This is a genomic window from Trinickia fusca (genome assembly GCF_003628145.1).
Taxonomy (GTDB): domain Bacteria; phylum Pseudomonadota; class Gammaproteobacteria; order Burkholderiales; family Burkholderiaceae; genus Trinickia; species Trinickia fusca.
The window spans coordinates 1230-21448 of sequence record NZ_RBZV01000016.1; the positions used below are offsets into that span (position 1 = coordinate 1230).

General features: G+C 62.1%; 17 protein-coding genes and 1 pseudogene. 1 reads left to right on the top strand and 17 read right to left on the bottom strand.

Annotated elements, in window-relative coordinates:
• Positions 1–4624 (bottom strand): beta strand repeat-containing protein (locus D7S89_RS28345; RefSeq protein WP_425470906.1); only part of this gene is annotated, 4624 nt, incomplete at its 3' end.
• Between D7S89_RS28345 and D7S89_RS28030 the strand changes: the two genes are divergently transcribed.
• A complete protein-coding gene (locus D7S89_RS28030; protein WP_245983236.1) occupies positions 4539–4769 on the top strand; it encodes a hypothetical protein in 231 nt (76 codons plus the stop codon). The genes D7S89_RS28345 and D7S89_RS28030 overlap by 86 nt on opposite strands.
• 140 nt (positions 4770–4909) lie before the next feature.
• On the opposite strand, the pseudogene D7S89_RS28195 reads toward D7S89_RS28030, so the two are convergent.
• The 16 genes and pseudogenes from D7S89_RS28195 to D7S89_RS24315 form a co-directional block, all read right to left on the bottom strand.
• Positions 4910–5038, bottom strand: a pseudogene (locus D7S89_RS28195) (ESPR-type extended signal peptide-containing protein); the annotation flags it as partial.
• 803 nt (positions 5039–5841) lie between these two features.
• Positions 5842–6819, bottom strand: a complete 978-nt coding sequence (locus D7S89_RS24245; protein ID WP_121281424.1) for a type II secretion system F family protein — start codon at positions 6817–6819, stop codon at positions 5842–5844.
• Between the two features lie 50 nt (positions 6820–6869).
• The gene (locus D7S89_RS24250) at positions 6870–7847 is read right to left on the bottom strand and encodes a type II secretion system F family protein (protein WP_121281425.1); all 978 of its coding nucleotides are present in this window, start codon (positions 7845–7847) and stop codon (positions 6870–6872) included.
• A gap of 17 nt (positions 7848–7864) precedes the next feature.
• Positions 7865–9232 (bottom strand): TadA family conjugal transfer-associated ATPase, encoded by a 1368-nt coding sequence (locus tag D7S89_RS24255; RefSeq protein WP_121281508.1) that lies wholly within the window; start codon positions 9230–9232, stop codon positions 7865–7867.
• Positions 9233–9363: 131 nt separating this feature from the next.
• A complete protein-coding gene (locus D7S89_RS24260; protein ID WP_121281426.1) occupies positions 9364–10572 on the bottom strand; it encodes a CpaE/TadZ family protein in 1209 nt (402 codons plus the stop codon).
• 27 nt (positions 10573–10599) lie between these two features.
• Positions 10600–11064, bottom strand: a complete 465-nt coding sequence (locus D7S89_RS24265; protein ID WP_121281427.1) for a TadE/TadG family type IV pilus assembly protein — start codon at positions 11062–11064, stop codon at positions 10600–10602.
• The gene (locus D7S89_RS24270; protein ID WP_121281509.1) at positions 11061–11555 is read right to left on the bottom strand and encodes a TadE/TadG family type IV pilus assembly protein; all 495 of its coding nucleotides are present in this window, start codon (positions 11553–11555) and stop codon (positions 11061–11063) included. The genes D7S89_RS24265 and D7S89_RS24270 overlap by 4 nt, the downstream gene beginning before the upstream one ends.
• A 41-nt stretch (positions 11556–11596) precedes the next feature.
• Positions 11597–12847: a TadE/TadG family type IV pilus assembly protein gene (locus tag D7S89_RS24275; protein WP_121281428.1), complete on the bottom strand. Its 1251-nt coding sequence runs from the start codon at positions 12845–12847 to the stop codon at positions 11597–11599.
• A gap of 27 nt (positions 12848–12874) precedes the next feature.
• The gene (locus D7S89_RS24280) at positions 12875–13180 is read right to left on the bottom strand and encodes a hypothetical protein (RefSeq protein ID WP_121281429.1); all 306 of its coding nucleotides are present in this window, start codon (positions 13178–13180) and stop codon (positions 12875–12877) included.
• Positions 13181–13201: 21 nt separating this feature from the next.
• On the bottom strand, positions 13202–15523 hold the full coding sequence (locus D7S89_RS24285) for a type II and III secretion system protein family protein (RefSeq protein WP_121281430.1): 2322 nt from the start codon (positions 15521–15523) through the stop codon (positions 13202–13204).
• A gap of 106 nt (positions 15524–15629) precedes the next feature.
• On the bottom strand, positions 15630–16472 hold the full coding sequence (cpaB, locus tag D7S89_RS24290) for a Flp pilus assembly protein CpaB (RefSeq protein WP_121281431.1): 843 nt from the start codon (positions 16470–16472) through the stop codon (positions 15630–15632).
• Positions 16473–16507: 35 nt separating this feature from the next.
• Positions 16508–17896, bottom strand: a complete 1389-nt coding sequence (locus tag D7S89_RS24295) for a P-loop NTPase family protein (RefSeq protein ID WP_121281510.1) — start codon at positions 17894–17896, stop codon at positions 16508–16510.
• Between the two features lie 26 nt (positions 17897–17922).
• Positions 17923–18468, bottom strand: coding sequence for an A24 family peptidase (locus D7S89_RS24300; protein ID WP_121281511.1), 546 nt, complete (start codon positions 18466–18468; stop codon positions 17923–17925).
• Between the two features lie 26 nt (positions 18469–18494).
• Positions 18495–18680, bottom strand: a complete 186-nt coding sequence (locus D7S89_RS24305) for a Flp family type IVb pilin (protein WP_121281432.1) — start codon at positions 18678–18680, stop codon at positions 18495–18497.
• Positions 18681–18788: 108 nt separating this feature from the next.
• Complete coding sequence (locus tag D7S89_RS24310; RefSeq protein WP_121281433.1) at positions 18789–18941, bottom strand: Flp family type IVb pilin; 153 nt, start codon at positions 18939–18941, stop codon at positions 18789–18791.
• A gap of 143 nt (positions 18942–19084) precedes the next feature.
• Positions 19085–19255 carry a Flp family type IVb pilin gene (locus D7S89_RS24315; RefSeq protein ID WP_121281434.1) on the bottom strand — a complete coding sequence of 57 codons (171 nt, stop codon included), beginning with the start codon at positions 19253–19255 and terminating at the stop codon, positions 19085–19087.
• Positions 19256–20219 lie beyond the last annotated feature (964 nt).

Genomic DNA, 20219 nt, shown 5'->3' on the forward strand with positions numbered 1-20219 from the left:
CGCTCAGGCCCGTGGAGAGTGAACCGACGTCCGTCGATTCCTGTGTTGCCAGCGCACCGAGATTGCTGTTGGTGGTACTCAAGCCGGTGGAGAGCGAGCTAAGGCCAGCCGAGGCTGAGGTCGAGAGGCTCGTGATGTTGCTGTTGGTCGTGCTCAGGCCCGTGGAGAGCGAACCGACGTCCGTCGACTCCTGCGTCGTCAACGCACCGAGATTGCTGTTAGTGGTGCTCAGGCCGGTGGAAAGTGAACTCACGCCGCTCATGGCCGTGCTCAGACCAGTCGAAGCCGAGGTCGAGATGCTCGTGACGTTGCTATTGGTGGTGCTCAGTCCCGTCGAGAGTGAACCGACGTCAGTCGATTCCTGCGTCGCCAGCGCACCGAGATTGCTGTTGGTGGAGCTTAATCCGGTGGAGAGTGAACTGACGTTGCTGTTCGTCGTGCTGAGGCCGGTGCTCAATGAGCTCACGCCACTTTGTGCTGCGCTGATTCCAGTCGAGGCAGAGGTCGACAGGCTTGTGACGCTGCTGTTGGTCGTGCTCAGGCCTGTCGACAGTGAACCGACGTCCGTCGATTCCTGCGTCGCCAACGCACCAAGATTGCTGTTGGTGGTGCTCAGGCCGGTGGAAAGCGAACTCACGCCGCTTACGGTGGTGCTGAGGCCGGTCGAGGCGGAGGTCGAGAGGCTTGTGACGCTGCTGTTGGTCGTGCTCAGCCCCGTCGAGAGTGAACCGACATCCGTCGACTCCTGAGTCGCCAGCGCACCGAGATTGCTGTTGGTGGTGCTCAAGCCGGTGGAGAGCGTGCTGAGGCCAGTCGAAGCCGAGGTCGAGAGGCTCGTGGCGTTGCTATTGGTCGTGCTCAGGCCCGTCGAGAGCGAACCGACGTCTGTCGATTCCTGTGTTGCTAGTGCACCGAGATTGCTATTGGTGGTGCTTAAGCCTGTGGAGAGTGAGCTGACACCGCTCACTGCGGTACTGAGGCCGGTCGAGGCGGAGGTCGAGAGGCTTGTGACGCTGCTGTTGGTCGTGCTCAGCCCCGTCGAGAGTGAACCGACATCCGTCGACTCCTGTGTTGCCAGCGCACCGAGATTGCTGTTGGTGGTGCTCAAGCCGGTGGAGAGCGTGCTGAGGCCAGTCGAAGCCGAGGTCGAGAGGCTTGTGACGCTGCTGTTGGTCGTGCTCAGTCCCGTGGAGAGTGAACCGACGTCCGTCGATTCCTGTGTTGCCAGTGCACCGAGATTGCTATTGGTGGTGCTCAAGCCGGTGGAGAGTGAGCTAACGCCGCTTACGGCGGTACTGAGGCCGGTCGAGGTGGAGGTCGAGAGGCTCGTGACGTTGCTGTTGGTCGTGCTCAGTCCCGTCGAGAGCGAGCCGACGTCCGTCGATTCCTGTGTTGCCAGTGCACCGAGATTGCTATTGGTGGTGCTCAAGCCGGTGGAGAGTGAGCTAACGCCGCTTACGGCGGTACTGAGGCCGGTCGAGGTGGAGGTCGAGAGGCTCGTGACGTTGCTGTTGGTCGCGCTCAGGCCAGTCGAGAGCGAACCGACGTCCGTCGATTCCTGCGTCGCCAGCGCACCGAGAGTGCTGTTGGTGGTACTCAAGCCGGTGGAGAGTGAGCTGACACCGCTCACCGCGGTACTGAGGCCCGTCGAGGCGGAGGTCGACAGGCTCGTGACGTTGCTGTTGGTCGTGCTCAGCCCCGTCGACAGTGAACCGACATCCGTCGACTCCTGCGTCGCGAGCGTACCGAGATTGCTGTTGGTGGTACTCAAGCCGGTGGAGAGCGAGCTGACACCGCTAACTGCGGTACTGAGGCCGGTGGAGGCTGAGGTCGAGAGTCTTGTGACGTTGCTGTTGGTCGTGCTCAGTCCCGTCGACAGTGAACCGACGTTCGTCGATTCCTGAGTCGCCAGCGCACCGAGATTGCTGTTGGTGGTGCTCAGGCCGGTGGAGAGCGAGCTGACACCGCTCACTGCGGTGGCAAGGCCGGTCGAGGCGGAGGTCGACAGGCTTGTGACGCTGCTGTTGGTCGTGCTCAGGCCCGTCGAGAGCGAACCGACGTCTGTCGATTCTTGTGTCGCCAACGCACCGAGAGTGCTGTTGGTGGTGCTTAAGCCGGTGGAGAGTGAACTGACGTTGCTGTTCGTCGTGCCGAGGCCGGTGCTCAATGAGCTCACACCACTTTGCGCCGCGCTGATTCCAGTCGAGGCGGAAGTCGAGAGGCTCGTGACGTTGCTATTGGTCGTGCTCAGGCCCGTCGAGAGCGAACCGACGTCCGTCGACTCCTGCGTCGCCAGCGCACCAAGATTGCTGTTGGTAGTGCTCAGCCCGGTGGAGAGTGAGCTGACACCGCTCACCGCGGTACTGAGGCCCGTCGAGGCTGAGGTCGACAGGCTCGTGACGTTGCTGTTGGTTGTGCTCAAGCCCGTCGACAGTGAACCGACATCCGTCGACTCCTGCGTCGCCAACGTACCGAGATTGCTGTTGGTGGTGCTCAAGCCGGTGGAGAGGGAGCTGACACCGCTCACGGCGGTGGCGAGGCCCGTCGAGGCGGAGGTCGACAGGCTCGTGACATTGCTGTTGGTCGTGCTCAGGCCCGTCGACAGTGAGCCGACGTCCGTCGATTCCTGCGTCGCCAGCGCACCGAGATTACTGTTGGTGGTGCTCAAGCCGGTGGAAAGCGAACTCACGCCGCTCACTGCGGTGCTCAGGCCAGTCGAGGTGGAAGTCGACAGGCTCGTGACATTGCTGTTGGTCGTGCTTAAGCCCGTGGAGAGCGAACCGACGTCCGTCGACTCCTGCGTCGCCAGTGCCCCGAGAGTGCTGTTGGTGGTACTCAAGCCGGTGGAAAGCGAGCTGACGCCGCTCACCGCTGTGCTGATTCCAGTCGAGGCCGAGGTCGAGAGGCTCGTGACGCCGCTGTTGGTCGTGCTCAGGCCCGTCGAGAGCGAACCGACGTCCGTCGACTCCTGTGTTGCCAGCGCACCGAGAGTGCTGTTGGTGGTACTCAAGCCGGTGGAGAGTGAGCTCACACCGCTCACTGCGGTGCTGAGGCCGGTCGAGGCGGAGGTCGACAGGCTCGTGACGTTGCTGTTGGTGGTGCTCAGGCCGGTGGAAAGCGAACTGACGCCGCTCACCGCCGTGCTGATTCCAGTCGAGGCGGAGATCGACAGGCTCGTGACGCTGCTATTGGTCGCGATCAGGCCTGTCGAGAGCGAACTCACGCCGCTTACTGCGGTGCTCAGGCCGGTCGAGGTCGAGGTCGACAGGCTCGTGACATTGCTGTTGGTGGTGCTCAGTCCAGTGGAGAGCGAGCTGACGCCGCTCACTGCCGTGCTGAGGCCGGTCGAGGCGGAGGTCGACAGGGTCGTCACGTTGCTGTTCGTGGTGCTCAAGCCGGTGGAGAGCGAACTCACGCCGCTCACTGCGGTGCTCAGGCCGGTCGAGGCTGAGGTCGACAGGCTCGTGACGTTGCTGTTGGCGGTGCTCAGTCCAGTGGAGAGAGAGCTCACGTCTGTTGATTCCTGCGTCGCCAGCGCACCGAGATTGCTGTTAGTGGTGCTGAGGCCTGTGGAAAGCGAACCGACCTTGCCGTTCGTGGTGCTGAGCCCTGTGCTCAACGAGTTCACACCGCTTTGCGCCGTGCTGATCCCCGTCGAGGCTGAGGTCGAGAGGGTTGTCACGTTGGCATTTGTGGTGCTCAAGCCAGTGGAGAGCGAGCTGACGTTGCCGTTGGTCGTGCTGAGGCCGGTGCTCAATGAGTTCACGCCACTTTGCGCCGCGCTGATTCCAGTCGAGGCGGAGGTCGACAGGCTCGTGACATTGCTGTTGGTGGTACTCAAACCGGTGGAGAGCGAGCTGACGCCGCTCACGGCGGTGCTGATCCCGGTCGAGGCGGAGGTCGAGAGGCTCGTGACGTTGCTATTGGCGGTACTCAGTCCAGTGGAGATCGAGCTGACGTTGCCGTTGGTCGTGCTGAGGCCGGTGCTCAATGAGTTCACGCCACTTTGCGCCGCGTTGATCCCGGTCGAGGCGGAGGTCGACAGGCTCGTGACATTGCTGTTGGTGGTACTCAAACCGGTGGAGAGCGAGCTGACGCTGCTAACCGCGGTGCTGAGACCCGTCGAGGCGGAGGTCGACAGGCTCGTCACATTGCTATTGGTGGTACTCAGTCCAGTGGAGAGCGAGCTGACGTTGTTGTTCGTGGCGTTGAGTCCCGTGCTCAAAGAGTTCACGCCACTTTGCGCCGCATTGATCCCGGTCGAGGTCGAGGTCGAGAGACTCGTCACGTTGCTATTGGTCGTTGACAAGCCCGTGGAGAGCGAACCGACGTTGCTGTTCGTCGTACTGAGGCTTGTGCTGAGGCTCGTGCTCACCGAATACAACTGACCACCATTGACCGCATCGGTGGACCCCGATGTCACGTTCCCGTTCGACACATTGATGATCTTGCGCTGCTGCGTACTGCTGCCCACGCTCACCACGTTGGCAGCACCCCCGTCCGTGCTCCCGGCACCCAGTGCAACGGAGTTTGATCCCGTGGCTATCGCACTGGAACCAATGGCCGTGGTGTTCGTGATGTTCAACGGACTCGCGCTTGTTCCCGATCCCGCAGATGCGCCCACCGCCACATTCCCGCTTCCGTTCACGTACTGCCCGGCGCTCGATCCGATTGCCGTGTTGCTGCTGCCGGTGGCGTTTTGGCCCGCGTTGGCTCCGTTATCCGTATTGTTGTCGCCCGTGGCGCTTGTGCCGCTCCCGCCACCGTAGAACGTATCGTTATTTCCCGTGCTCGCGGTGTACCCGGAACTGACGCCGCAAACAGAGTTAGTCCCGCCGCAAGTATGATCGCCGCTCGATGCCAATGCCCAATTCGGCGAGAGCATATAGGTGGTGGCCGCCAGCGCCGCAGCCACTGCGTGCGTTCGCCGCACCGCCCGGGTTCTCCCGCCCGACTTGCCCTGTCCCGCCACACCTTCCGCGACAACGACAATCTGATTCAGCCTACGGCTAAAAATGCACTTATAGACTTTGTTCACGACTTCCCCCGGTTTTTTCCGTCAGTTCGCCGAAAGCGATTTCAGATATATTTCGTAGTGCGAATAATTATCTCGTCTGTACATCAGAACATCGGAATACCAGGTGGTATCCCTGTAGCTTCTTCACCAAAAGAAGATGCGAGTATTCCCACTGCACGACCAGATCACCGTCTTCGGCTATCTGCACTCGTCCATATGGTGATGCCCCCGTACGAGTAATTTGTATGTCGCTCTTGATGCGGTGTTTGCAGCGACGCGAATCGCGCGCTCCTTACACCACGGCCGCCGTTGGCGTGCTTTTGTATGACCACGCGACTGTCTATGCAAATAGCGGGCCATTCAAGCACTCGGCCCGCTCGTGCTGGTGAATAGGGGGCTTTGCGCGGGTAGGCGCCAAGAGGATGGCGCGACTGTGTCATTCTTGAGACGGTAGTTTGGCGTTACCGTCTCTCGTGTTTTCCATGGCTGATCGGCGTGCTCAGGCTGATATCAACCTTTGACGGGTAATTGTGGTGGGCGGGAGCTAGTCGAGAGTGTTGCTGAATTGAGATTGCTGCGAGGGCAGCCGCTAGCATTGATGCGGAATCATCGACTCGACCATGACGAGCAAGTTGTTGAGCATGATAAGGAACTGGCCCGACAACCGCAGTGAATGCCCTTCGCACGTAAACGAAAAAGATGGGCGCGGGGTGACCGAGCCCATCGAAGGGTCCGCACGCGCGGGGGCGTACGGACAGGGGCACCGCACGCGTTGCGGACGCGCCGTTATGGCATCCGCGAACGCAACGTCGCCGTCGTGAGGGTTATAAGGCCGAACCGGTCATGGTCGGCAAGAGGATCCGGTAGACGTGAATGAACGCGGGTCCGAGCAACACCGTGAGCAGGGCGGGGAAGATGCAAAACGCGAGCGGTAGGAGCAGTTTCAAGGCGATCTTCGCAGCCTGCTCTTCGGCGCGCATGCGACGGCGTGTGCGCAATGTGTCGGAAAGCACGCGCAGCGAATCGCCGATGCTCGTACCGAATCGTTCGGCTTGAATCAGCATGGTGCAGAACGAGTCGATATCTTCGACACCCGTGCGCAGCGACAGATTGCGCAACGCTTTCTCCTTGGTGAACCCTGAGCGGAGCTCGAGCAGCATCAATTCGAGTTCGCTGGACACCACCGTGCTGCGGATCTTGATTTCCTCGGCCACCTTCATGAGTCCCGCGTCGAGACTCAGGCCGGCCTCGATGCAAACGGTCAGCAAATCGAGCGCGTCTGGAAAGTCCTCGAAGATCGTGCGCTTGCGGCGATCCACGCGGCGGTTCAGCACGAAGGTCGGCAAGTAGTAGCCGAATCCGCCGAGCCCGATCAGGATCGCGCAGAACCCGAATGGCTTGGCGGTGATCGACGTGCCTAGCAGACCCACGAGCGCAACGAGCGGGAAGGCCAGCGCAAGCACCGTTTTAGCCGCGAAATAGACCGCCGAGGCGCCCGAGGATCGCCAACCCGCATTCATGAGGCGGATGCGCAGTGCCGAGGTTTCCCAGTTGTCCTTGGGGATCGACAGCTTCGCAATGGGTTGCGAAATGTTCGCGATTTTTTCGAGCCACTCTGTGCCGGTACCGATGCCGGTGCCAACAGAGCCGGCCGATGGCGTGGCACGAGCCCCGCCCGCCTGCTCGATGCGTTGCCGGATGTCGCGCGGCACGAAGAGCAGCATGGCACCGAGCGCGCCCGCGAACACGAAGGCGAACAGGCCGACGAGCAGCAAAACGTTCATGGCATTGGATGATTGCATGACATCTTCTCCCTATCTTGAACCGTAGCGTGCTTCTCTGGCGCGCAGGACTACACGCGAATCCTGATGATTTTTCGCATCCAAAGGACGCCGCTTACCATCATCACGGCCATGGCGTACAGCACGTTCAGGCCGGCGGGGTCCGTCCAAAGCACTTCGAGGAACGACCGGTTCAATACCATCATGGCACCTGCCGTGATGAAAGGGAGCAGGCCAAGCACCCACGCTGACAACTTGCCTTCCGCGGACAGCACGCGAACCTTGTCGAACAGCTTGAACCGTTCGCGCAGCAGGAATGCAATGCTGTCGAGCACTTCCGCGAGGTTGCCGCCCGTTTCGCGCTGAATCAGCACGGCGATCACGAAGTAGCGCAAATCGCGAATCGGCACGCGTGTCGCAAGGTTCATCAAGGCTTCGTTGAGCGGCACGCCATAGTTGATTTCGTCGAACGTGATGCGGAATTCGCCGCGCATCGGTTCGGCGAACTCGGTGCTGACCATGCCGATCGCGCTCGGGAACGAGTGGCCTGCGCGCAGCGCGCGGCTGATCGTGTCGGCGACTTCGGGCAGCTGCCGTTCGAGCTTGCGCAGCCGCTTGGTGCGATGGCGAGAGACATAAAGGAACGGCAGGGCACCGGAGGCGAGCGCGGCCAGTGCGGCAAATGCCATCGGTATCGGCAGGAACGTGGCCACTGCAAGCAGGACGAGCGGTATCGTCAAGCTCATGAGGCACAGCCGCGAGACGGTCCAGTTCAGTCCTGATTGCTGAATCAGCAGGTCGAGCGTCTTCACGCGCGGCAACTGCATGATCAGTTTCTCGAACTGGCTCGATTCCTTCAGCATGCGATCCTTGAGGATCGTCAGCCGCTCCTTCTGCACCTGTCCGCCTGCGGACAGCGCGCGAATGCGCGACTCGATGCGCTTGGCGGCGGCCCCATGCTTGCTGTTCCACCACAGATACAGGCCTTCGAGCGCGAGCACGACGGCGACGAACACCAAGACGATAAACGCGTAGTAGATCGGGTCCATTCTGGTTACCTATCGGCTCAGGTGGTTTCGAAGCGTCGTGCAGGATCGTAGATGGCATCCGGCAAGTTGATGCCGAATGCCTGCAAGCGTTCGACGAATTTCGGCCGCACGCCGGTCGCGCAGAAGTAGCCGCGCACGGCACCCGACTGGTCGACGCCGGTTCGCTTGAAAGTGAAGATTTCCTGCATGTTGACGACCTCGCCTTCCATGCCGGTCAGCTCCTGGATACTGACGATCTTGCGCCGGCCGTCGGTCAACCGCGACGCCTGAATGACGACCGAGATCGCGGATGCGATCTGCTGACGCATCGTCTTCGGCGGCAGCCCCATGCCGGCCAGGCTGATCATGTTCTCGAGGCGGGTGAGCGCGTCACGCGGCGTGTTCGCGTGGATTGTCGCGAGCGAGCCTTCATGGCCGGTATTCATTGCGGCAAGCATGTCGAGCGCTTCCGCGCCGCGCACTTCGCCGAGGATGATGCGATCGGGACGCATGCGCAGCGAGTTGCGCACGAGCGTGCGCTGCGTGATCTCGCCGCGGCCTTCGATGTTCGGCGGGCGCGTCTCGAGCCTCAGCACATGAGGCTGCCGCAACTGCAGTTCCGCGGCGTCTTCGATCGTCACGATGCGCTCGTCGCTCGGGATGAACCCGGACAGGATGTTCAGCAGCGTGGTTTTGCCGCTGCCGGTACCGCCCGATATGAGGATGTTGACTTTGGCCCGCGCCAAGGCATCGAGTAATTCCGCCATCGGCGGCGTAAGGGTTTGCAGTTGGAGCAGGTCGGAGACCTGCAGGGGAGTGACGGCGAAGCGCCGGATCGAGACGAGCGGCCCATCGATCGCCGAAGGCGGAATGATCGCATTGACCCGTGAGCCGTCCGGCAAGCGCGCATCGACCATCGGATTCGATTCGTCGATGCGCCGCCCCATGCGCGACACGATCTTTTCGATCACTTTCATCAAGTGCGCGTCGTCGTAGAACGTCACGTCGGTCAACTCGAGCCGGCCTTTGCGTTCGACGTAGGTCTGCTTGAACGTGTTGACGAGGATGTCCGATACGGTCGGATCGCGCAGCAGCACCTCGAGCGGCCCGAAGCCGAACATTTCGTCGTACACGTCGACGATGAGCTGCTTGCGTTCGGCATCGCTGGCGGGGGCCCGCTCTTCTTCGAGAATGCGGCCGATGAGCGCAGCGATCTCCTGGCGGACTTGATCGACCGGCAGCCGTGACAGGCGTTCCAGTTCGACACGCTCGAGCACCGACAGATGAACCGAGCGCTTGAGTTGCTGATACACGTCGTGCGCCATGCCGTTCGGCGAGGCTGCCGCACTATTGCGCTCGCCGAACGATGGCACGAACTGATTCGATATTTGTTCACGCAAAGACATCATGGTCTCCTGTCCCAGGCTGAGGTTTTCCTGGGGTTAGCGCTTCAGCTGTCGGCAAGAGTCAGCGCTTTATCACTTACGCCTGCCCCACGAAGCGCGCCTACCCCGATCCGATACAAAGCTGCCGTTTCTCACATGGTCTTGAGCTTGGGCGCTGCGCTGCGGCTGAAGAACCTGGATCGCGGCGCTTCGCTACGCATGCGGCCGCGCATGGGCGCCGGCGCGCGGCCCGCGATCTTCTCAGCGAGCTCCCGCACACAGCGCGACACGCCGCAGCTGCGGCTCAGCGTGACGAGGGGCACACCTTCGTTCAACGCATCGGCCACGATGTCGGGGTCATCCGGCAGCACCTGATAAGGCTGCATGTCCAAAACCTCCTCGAGCGCGTCTCGTGCACGTTCGGCGTGACGGGTGTAACGGTTCAGCAAGAACCTGATGCGTTCGGCGGGGTAGCCAAGCGACGCGAGGATCTCTTGCAGGCGCCGCCCGGCGCGAACATGGGGCATGCTGGCCTGCAGCACCAGGTAGATTTCGTCGCTGCGATCGAGAGCCAGCATCGAGAGCTGATTGAGGGACTGCCCGAGGTCGAAGATCACGAAGTCATAGCGGGGGATCGCGACGCCGAGGATCCATTCGAGCCGTTCCTGCTTGATGTCGGCGGCTTTGACAGGGTCGCCTGCGCCGGCCAGCACATGCAGCGTCTCGCTGACATGCGTGACGCTCGCTTCGAAGAAGGCCGAGTCCATGCGATCGATCTGCTCGCAAATGCGTGGCAGCGTGGAAGAGGGCGTTTCGTTGGTGACGAGAAACGCCGCATCGCCGTAGAGCTGATTGAGGTCGATCAACAGCACGCGATTTTGCCGAACCGTCGAGAGCGCATGCGCGACGTTGCACGCGATGAAGCTGGTGCCGGCACCGCCCTTGCACGACATGAACGACAAGACCCGCGTGACGGGCGCGCCGTTCTGAACACGCTTGGCGTCGGCGCGAACGAGTGCGTCGGCTAGCGCGCGCTGATCGAGCGGCCAGCCGAGCACGTCGCGAAAGCCCGCTCGCATCGCGGCGATCAGCGTTTCCGGTGACGCATCGGGCGTGACCAGAATGCACGTGAGGCGACTGTGCCGATGGCACAGCTCGGACACGGCCTGCAGCTCGGCGTCCTCGAGCGACAGCGCGTCGACGATGAGAACATCGAACGCACCGAGGCTGTCTGCCCGTTCCACCAGCTGCGAAAGGCTGTCTGCGGCTCGCGTGGTGCGGCAATTGCCGCATTCGGTAACCAGATGTGCGACCTGGCCAAGCCGGGCGGTGTCTTTCGAAATGCAGAGAATATCGATCATGATCTTGCCTGCGTCGCTATTGAAAGTTTATTGACAGACCGTGCCACCGGTGGACGTCGTGAGGCTCTCGCGCGGCAGCGTGGTCGCGAGCGGGGGCATCGTGAGCGTGAGTGGGACGAACGGAATCATTGTTTGCACGGTGACACCGGTGATACTGACCGTAACGAACGTGCAGGTGCTGCGCGCCGTCGATGGGTCCGAGTCACAGCCGGACGGCAAGTAGCTCAAACTCACGTTCGAGGTGGCGAGCAGGGGCAGCAGTGCAGTCATCTTGGTCTTGATGAACGAGGCATCGGCATCGCAGACCGAGGCGGTGCGCGCGCCAAGGCGCGTGGCTTCGCTTGCGGTATTCCAGTAGAACAGCACGCGGCCGAACTCGCAGATGCCGATCAGCAAGGTACAGAACACTGCGGCGACGACGGCGAACTCCACCATGGCAGCACCGCGTTGCTTACGCCCACGCGATGGGAGAGGGTGTGCGTGCGCGTTCATGACACTTGCCTCATCACGGTGAAGATGTCGTCGAAGGTGATCGGCAGATTGAGGAACGGCTCGATCGGCGAATACGGGTAGCCTTTGATCTTCACTTCGACGAGGTTGATGCTGCCCGACTGGGCACCTCCAGACGCGGCGTTGTTCGTGTCGTAAGTCGGGACGTTGCTGAACGCGGCCGGGTCGGTGGAGTCCTGGCAATTCGTCGTGTTCACGGCGTCGCAGACCACCACCATCGACGTCTTGAGACCGGTGACGAGCGCGCTGCCCGTGCAAGCCGTATTGCCGTACGTCGCGAGACACTGCGCTTGAGCGAGCGGGTAGGAAGGGTCGGACGGAAGGTACGTCGACAGATACCGAGCCGCGTCGCGCGTCGACTTGGTGAGCGCCTCGTATTGAGCGATCGCATGGCCGAACTCGGCGACACCGGTCACGAGCACCAGGAGCGGGATCAACACGATGGCGAACTCCACGGCGGCTGCGCCGCGCATGCGTTTGAGCGTGCAAGGGCGTGTTTTCATGATGGCCTCGTTCATTGCACCAATACCGGAACCAGCGGACCGACCGCACTGCTGTCGCCGGGAACGCCATGCGTCGCGCACGGCACGCTCGCGTCGGTCGACTTTCCTTCGTACTCCAGATGGACTGGGCCGGCATTGCCGCCCTTGGCCATCGGATCGAGCATGAGCACGCAGTCCCACCAGAGGATGTTTGCCTTATGGCCGGCCAAGAGTTGCCCGCAATCGACTTCCGGCGCCAGCGCGAGCCGTCGATCGGCGCCGGCCGTGTAGTTCGTGCCCGAATCCGATCCGCTTGTGCTGACGCCTGAACCTGTGTCGCCCTGATACGCGGTGAACGTCGTCCGCTTGCTGACGAAATCGGAATACGCGTTGCTTTGCGCCGCCCAACTCGTAGGCGTATAGGCATATCCGGTGAAATCGGGGGTAGCGCCCGATTGCGAGTACGGATTGGCATAGATGCCGAAACGCGTGTTCCAGGCGCCTGAATCCGTGAGCTTGTTGCCCGGCGAGCCGATGCTCGAACCCGTAGCCGGCAAGCTGCAGTAGTTGCCTGTCAGCTCGTTTCTGACCGATACCGCGCTGTTGCTGCCGTCAAGGGCGGACCAGCCGAAATTGCCGGCCCCGTAGCTCGGCGGCGATCCGGTCTTGGATGAGATCCACTGGCCTACCGAGTAGGACTGGCCGGCTATCGGTGGACTGACTTGCGTGCCGGCCTGGCAGACGAACACCGGGATGGCGCATGTCGTTTGCGCGGGGCCGATCGTGGCGACTGCGGCGGCCGATACCGCTGCATTGGCAACGTTGACGCCGGGTATGAAATCGAGGAGCTGGATGAACCAGTTCTGGATGTTCGTAAGCGACGTCGTGCATTGCACGTATTGGATGGTCGAAGGCGAGGCGACCACGTTCTTCGGCTGAAACGGCGAGCTCAGCGAAGAGGTGAAGAGCACGTTGGTGTTGACCGCGAGCTGAACCGGATTGCTCTGGAAGAACGCATAGTTGAGGTGGCCGGCGGTGATGCCGGCCGCCTCCGACACGGACAGATTGATCGTGGCGCCGGTCAGATCGCGAGCGGCTGCAAGCGCGCACGAATCCGCGCTGTTTTGCAGTTCGCTCTTCACGACATACATCTTGCCGAGATCGAGCGCGAGCCCGACGAATGCGATCAGCGTCGCGAGCGCGAGCGCGACGAGGACCGCCACGGCACCGCCCTCGGTTCGGCGAGGACTGCCGCGCATGCTTCTTGGGGATTCGCGACGCATGATGATCTCCCGTGCCTATTGATGACGTCATTGAGCGGCGGACGTACCGCTGCCGATGCCGATTACGAACGGATACGAAGGCGGTGCGGGCGTCGTGTACGACTTGTCGTACGCCGCCATCGTGGACACGGCGGTCTTGCCGTCGATGCCGTCCGCCGAGGGCTTGTTCACGCCCGCGTTGGCGTCGATGACTTGCGCCTGACGGATGGCGGTGACGGCCTCGCCGAAATGCGCGTCCCAGATGGGCGAGCTGGACATGCAGCCGCCGAGCAGTGCGCAGGCCGGCACGATGGCGAGGGCCCGGCGCGCGAAGACAATGAGATCGAGTTTCATGATGTTCCCCTGGGTATCACTTCATTGCTTGGCCGGTTCGTCCGATACGCTCGATACCGTGGCAGGCTGTGGCGCTGCTGGTTCGGCGCTTTGGGCGTTCGCCTCATCGAGATGTTCGGTGGGCATGGCTTGCGTTTCGTCCGCGGTAGCGGGGGCAGGCACGGGTGCAGCGTCATCTGAAGGCGCGGCTGCTGCTGGCGCCGGTGTGCTCGCCGACGGCGCGCTTTCCTCTGCATGGGTCGGCTGCGTAATGGTGTCTGGCGAAGCCGAACTCGTCGCAGCGGGCGCAGATTCAGCCGCAGGCGCGGGTGCGGGTGTGCTCGCGGACGGCACGCTTTCCACGACGTTGGTCGTTTGCGGCGCCGTGGTTTCCGGCGCAGCCGAACTCGTAGCAGCGGGCGCAGGTGTGGCTGCTGCCGGCACGCTTTCCACCACGTTGGTTGGCGTCATCGTGGTTTCCGGCAAAGCCGAGCTCGCTGCTACGGGCGTCAGCACCGGTGCCGGTATAGCCGCCGATGGCGCGCTTTCCACCGCCTTTGTCGTTTGCGGTGCCGTAGCCTCGGAGGAAGCCGAATGCGTCGAAGCAGGTGCCGGCTCGGTTGCAGGCTTGTCACGCGGCACCAGTGCCGAATCGGCCGGAGCCTCCGGTGCGCGCGGCACCGGTGCCGGCAACGCGGCACTCGGTTGCGTGTTCGAAGGCGTAGTCGGCTGTGTCGGCGCTTTGCTTTGCGGGCTTACAGCAGGAGCGGCCGTCTTCACGTGCGAGGCATTTCGTCCTTCCATGTCGCCGGTGGCATAGACATCGATGTCTTTCGGCTGCGTGAAGCTGTCGGTCGGCAACGGATAGTTCGGGTTCGTCAGCGGCTTGACCAAGTGCGGCGTGATGACGAACACGAGCTCTGTCCGATCCTGCTGGAACGACGTGCTCCGCATGAGCGCACCGATGACCGGCAGTTCGCCGAGTCCAGGCAGTGCCTTGAGCGCCCCCGTGATGTTGTTGCCGATCAGTCCGCCGATGGCAAACGACTCACCGTCATTCATCTGGACCGTCGTCGATGCGCGGCGCGTCGTGATGAGCGGCAGAATGGCCGTGCTGCTCGTACCGAGGGCGCTGACAGTGACGCCGGTCGGCGACAGCTCCGACACTTCCGGCGCGACTCTCAGGTTGATATGGCCGTTGGCGAGTACGGTCGGCGTGAATTTGAGCCCGACGCCGAACTCCTCCTCTTGAAGCACGATCGTCGTGCCGCCGTTGGAATTGCTTTGCGGCACGGGGATGAACACTTTGCCGCCGGCGAGGAACGAGGCTTCCTGACCGCTCACGGCGACGAGGTTCGGCTCCGCGAGGATCTTGGTGAGGTTGTCCGTCTTCTGGGCGTCGATCGACATCTGGAGCGGCAGCTTGTTGGCCTTGCTGCCGGAAAGGAGCGTCGAAGCGCCCGTGAGCAGATTGCTGACGAGGGCACCCTGCCACGAACCGAAGCCGCCTTGAAGATTCAGCGACGAGCCGAGCTGATCGATCAACGTCTTCGAGACCTCGGCGACCTTCACCTCGAGCATGACTTGCTGAGGCGAATCGAGGTTCATCATGTTGATGACTTCGGGGTCCTTGTTGGAGCTCGTCGTCTGCTGGCTCATGCTCGTCGAGCCGTTGCCGGAGCTGGAGGAGGCCGATTGCGATTGCTGCGTGGGCTGCGCGCCTGCGTAGGCTTTCGCGATCTCCATGGCTTGCACGGCGACGGGCGCGCTCGACACGTGCCCACCGAGCACCAGGTTGCCCGCTGCAGTCGACACGCGAATGCCGTGCTCTTCAGGCAACAGCTGAGCGAGCGTTTTCTGCAGCCCGACGGCGTCGACGTTGACCATCACGTCGATGATCTGGCAAGCACCGCTTTGTCCCTGGACGATCATGTTGGTCGTCCCGACGTTCATGCCGACGAGGTAGAGCGTCCGGGGCGACACGAGCGTGCCCTGGACGATCGTCGGATTGCCGAGCGTGCGATTGCGCACCGGTTCGGCGAGCGGCACGAGCGTCGACTTGCCGACCGCCAAGGTGACGCTGGATTCTTCGCTGATGGCGCCGGTGCAATTCGGGCCACGCAGCGGCGCGGCGGCCGCCGCAGCTGCCGCGGCCGTTGCGCCGGCAGGCACGGCCGCCATGCTGATCTTCATCGGCATGGGCCTACCACCCTTCGCCATGAGCGGGCCGCTCTCGGCCGCTACCTGCGCCTGCGCAGCCTGTGGAGTCGCCAGGCCCGCTCCGAGCAGAGCGGCCAATACTGCGGCGCTCAATATGCGGCGCCGTGGAGCCCGGTCCATTACGCACTTCAGTTTCGTTTCCATTTCGTGTTGCCCCCGGTTGTCAACTTCAGAACTTCATGACATGTCGTGTTTTGCTTTCATTGATTCGCGCGCGTTGGTCTCATCGCGCGCTTGATTTCGGTGCCTGCTAGAAACATTCGACGCTTCCCATCACGCCCGACAGCACGCCAACGCAGTCGCGCTTCACGGGAGCGGCGGGGCGAGCGGCATAGCGGACAACGCGCGTCACCGGTTTCGCCGCAACAGGTGCCGAGGCCGGAGCAGCGGGCGTGCCGAGCAGCGTGAACTTCGTTGCGCCGTTCGTATCGAGCGTGTCCTTGTCGACCTGATTGCGCAGCACCAGCGACAGCGTGCCGACGCTGCGCGCGAGATCGAGTTTTTCGGCTTGGTCGGGCGTGACTTCGAGCGTGACCGCGTTGACTACCTTCGGTTGCGTATCGTCGCGGCTGACCTGCTGGGCTACGGCGAGCACGAGGATCTTTTCGAGCACGATCTTCGAAATGCTCTGCTGCTGGTCGTTCTTGGCTTGGGGCTCCTGCGTGTTCACGATGACGTCGACGTAGTTGCCCGGCAAGGCGAAGCCCGCCACGCCGATCACGTCATTGACGCGGACCGTGATCGCCCGATCGCCAGGGTTGATGACCGCGGACAAGCCGCCTTTCGTGCCGAGCGGCGCGAGCTTCGATTCGAGCACCGGTTCGCCGCGACTGAGGGTCGTGCGCACGACGCGTCCGTCAAGCGCCTTCGCATCGGTGAAGGCGCCTGGAGGGACGCTGGCCGTCGGCCAGCTGACGGTACGAACCATGTTCGTGTTGAGGGGCTGGCCCAGATTGACGTCCTCCGTCACGACTGCAACCGTGGTGGTAGAGTGCGACGAGGTATTCATCAGCCATCGGGATGCGAAGACGACGGCGGCCAGGCCGGCTAGCATGGCCATCACCAGCATGATGAGAGCGCGACTGTTTTTCATGACAAGACTCCTGGTGGATCATGGGTGCGGGCATTTCAGCTCGCGGCGTACTTTTTGTCGGGACGTGTGTCGGTTGGCGGGTAGCGGCTGTTGCTCTCCGTCGAGGTGGTAGCGAAGTAGCTGTTCCAGGCTTCGCGCAAGCCGTCTCCTGTCACTTCGCGGGCTGTCCCCCGGTAGTCGACGGACGCGCTGATCAGGCTCAACAGGTCACGCGGATAGCAGGCGAGAAACGGCTTGCCGGTCGGCATGTGCAGCTCGTGCAGCAGGTAGTCGAATGCGGCTTGCGTCGTCGCCAGTCCGAGCGTGGCGCAGCACGCTTCGAATACGAACTGGTAGCTCTCGAGCGAGAGCGGACCCATATGCAGCTTCGAGCCGAGGCGGCGCAGAAACGCGTCGTCGCCGATCGCGGCCGGATCGAGGTTGGTCGAGAACACCGGCCACACGTCGAACGGCGCGGTGAAGCGGGCGCCGGACTGCAGCGTGAATAAGTCGATGCCCCGATCGAGCGGCATGATCCAGCGATTGAGCAGATCTTGCGCAGCGATTCGCTGGCGTCCCAGATCGTCGACGATATAGAGACCCATGTTCGCCTTCATATGAGGCGGTGCCTGATAGAACCCGGACGCGCTGTCATAGCGCAAGTCGAGACCTTCGAGCGTGAGCTCCCCGCCCGAGAGCACCATGGGCCGACGGCACAGGCGCCACCGCTTGTCGCCCACCGCCGCGCCATCCGCGGCAGGGGCGTCGTGGTGCAGCAGAGGGTCGTACATCTGCACGATCTCACCGCCCACGTAGAGGGCATACGGAATCGGTACGTCGCCTTGCAGCAGCAACCCGAGCCGCTCGGCGAGGAACGTCTTGCCGCTGCCGGCCGGGCCGTAGAGCATCAGCGGCCGGCCGGCATTCAGCGAGGCCGCTGCCGAGTCGAGCAAGGCCCGTTCGATGCGCACGTCGCGAAAGGCCGTGCGCACGTCGGCTTGAGTGATGCGCTGGCGCCGCACCGAATGCTCGCGCACGGTCTCGATATAGCTCTCATAGGACACGGGCGCCGGTCCGCAGTAGCTGCAGCGCGAGATTTCATCGACGGCCATGGTTCGGCCCGCTTCGGTGAGCCTGAAATGAACATCGATGTCGGTGGCCCCCCGATGGGTAATCTCGGCCAGGCGCTCGCGCACGAGAAATGCCAGGACGTCTTCGAGCACGGCAATCGGCAGCTTGTGCCGCTCCGAGAGTTCGGAGAAGTGCGACTTGCCGTTCAGCAGCGTGGACTTGAGCGCGAGGCGGCCGACGAACACGGGCGGCAAACCTGTTTCCGCGAGAGAGCGGGGCGCACGTAACCACGCACTTGTCTGATCCGCGGGACGTCCGCGGTGCAGGCGCGTGATCTGTGCGGAGCCGCCGTGTTCGGTATTCTGTTCGTTCATGGTTTGTCTCCCTGTTTTCGCGCGCGTCATGCCGCTGCCGAAAAAATAAGGACACCTACGGTTCCCGCCGCGATCGCCACGCCATACGGAAGCGATCCGACCGATTTGATCCGCGCGCCCGTGCCGGATCCTTCCCGGGTTCCGGCGCGCCACCCGCCGTAGGCGAGGTGCACGATGTTCGTGAGCATCTGACCCAGGCGGCCGCGGCATGCGGAAAAGGCGATCGACCAGGCGCCGCCGATGACGAAGGTCACCAGGGCGATATAAAGAATCATGAGCGGCCCGACCCATGAGCCGATCATCAGCAGCAGCTTGACGTCGCCGCCTCCCATGCCTTCGAGCACGTATATCGGTACCAGCAGCGCAAATCCAGCCATACCACCCGCGAACCAGTCGCCGCTGCCCAGCAGCGGACCACGCGCCCATGCTTGAACGAGAAGCGATGCAACCAAGCCGACCCAGATGAGCAGGTTCGGGATGCGGCGGCATACGATGTCCGTGCTTGCCGCGACAACTACCAGTCCGATCACGCAGAGCGGGATCGGTTGCGGAGGTAAAGAGAGAAGCGACATCATGAGCCTCGGTTTGGTCATTGAGTTCAAGGGAGCGCTGCGGCCAATTCGTTAATGATGGTTTGATAGAGGGCGTACACCGCGTTGCCGAACAGTCCGACCCCGGACAAGGCTGCGATGGCGATGAGCGAAGCCATCAACGCGTACTCGATCGCGGTGGCACCTCGATCCTCTTGCAGCAACCTCCGGACAATCACGAACCATGCACGCATCACAGCCTCCACATCGAAATGAACCGGGCATCGTGTAACGCGATGCCCTAAGGGCCAAAGCAGTCGACGACGGATTGACGAGGAAGCGAACGCTTCCACACCATCCGGTCACAGCAGGGCCGCAATGTCGCTGAACACGGCATTCAACGTCGTGCCGATCGTCGTGACGGCGCCGATACAAACGATCGCAATGAGTGCGACCATCAGTCCGTACTCGACCATCGTTGCGCCTTCTTCATCGCGAAGAAGCGCCTTCGACATGGCAACCGCCTTTGGGCTTGGGTGTCCCATGAAAATAACTTGGCTCACGATCAACTCCTTGGTGACGCGTCGGAATGGAACTTTTTGCGTGGCTGGGAAAAAAGGCGAGCGAAACGATTGATACGTCCGCTCGCCAGACCCCATCACAGCTTCGCCGCGATATCGCTGAAAACGGCATTCAACGTGGTGCCGATCGTCGTGATAGCGCCGATACAAACGATCGCGATGAGGGCGACCATCAGGCCGTACTCGACCATCGTTGCGCCTTCTTCGTCGCGGACGAAGCGCTTTGCTTGAGCAATGAAATTTTGCATCTTTAACTCCATTAGGATGACGAACTACAGGGCCCAGGCCAGGAATGGCTTTAGGGTTGAACTACGGGTGCTGCAGGAAAGCCGGAGATACCCGTCTACCGGAGATGTCTACGTCCATCGAGATGACTGGATGCGTAGAGACAAGTAGAAGATCCGACACAGCGGACACAGCGGGTCCGTCCACGCGACGCGAAATGCTTGGCGCGGAGTGTGGAACCCGTGGAGAAGGAACGGCCGTGATTGACGCGGCTGGTCGATCGATGATCGACTGGACGCGAACAATTCAGGTCGCGGTTGCGACATCCGACGTGTCGCGTTGATGCACTGTTTTTCATGCTTCGGCCCCCCGACTTTCAGTGCTTGCTCCCGGCATCCGGTCAAGACCGGTGCACGCTGCGCGGTCGGCGATTGTCCGTTGTCCTATCCGAGCTCATGTCGCCCTCGAGGGCGGCAGGAAAAGAGAAGGAACATCCCCGCGGGTAACACCGGTTGCCATTCCAGTTCGATCTTTGCCGAGCGGTTCGAATGGTTTCCAGTTGTTACGTCGCCGACTTCCGCGCCGACCACCTCGCAAGTGATGGGCCAGTTGTCGCGAAAGCTCGGAAATTCAAGGGTTCGCGCGGCTCGCTCGCCAGAGGGGATCGAGCGTTGCCGCACAAGCTGTCTCAACTCTGCGACAACGTTGGGGGCAGGCCTGTTACCTCTTGATACAGTTGAACGCCTTGTGCCTGTTAGGTCTGACGAGATTGCTAGGGATATACCCTCGACTCGGCCGAACGTGGATTTCCTCGAAGAACACAGTGTTTCGAGTGGCGCATCGGCACAAAACGTTTCGATGTTGAAACGAGCGCCATCGAGAACGCGCGCGCCCCGACATTGGCTATGTGCGCAGGCGCACGTAATGGGCAATTGCACTGCTCATTAAGGAAAAGACAGGGTTGAAAGTCGCATTGTTTTCTCCAAA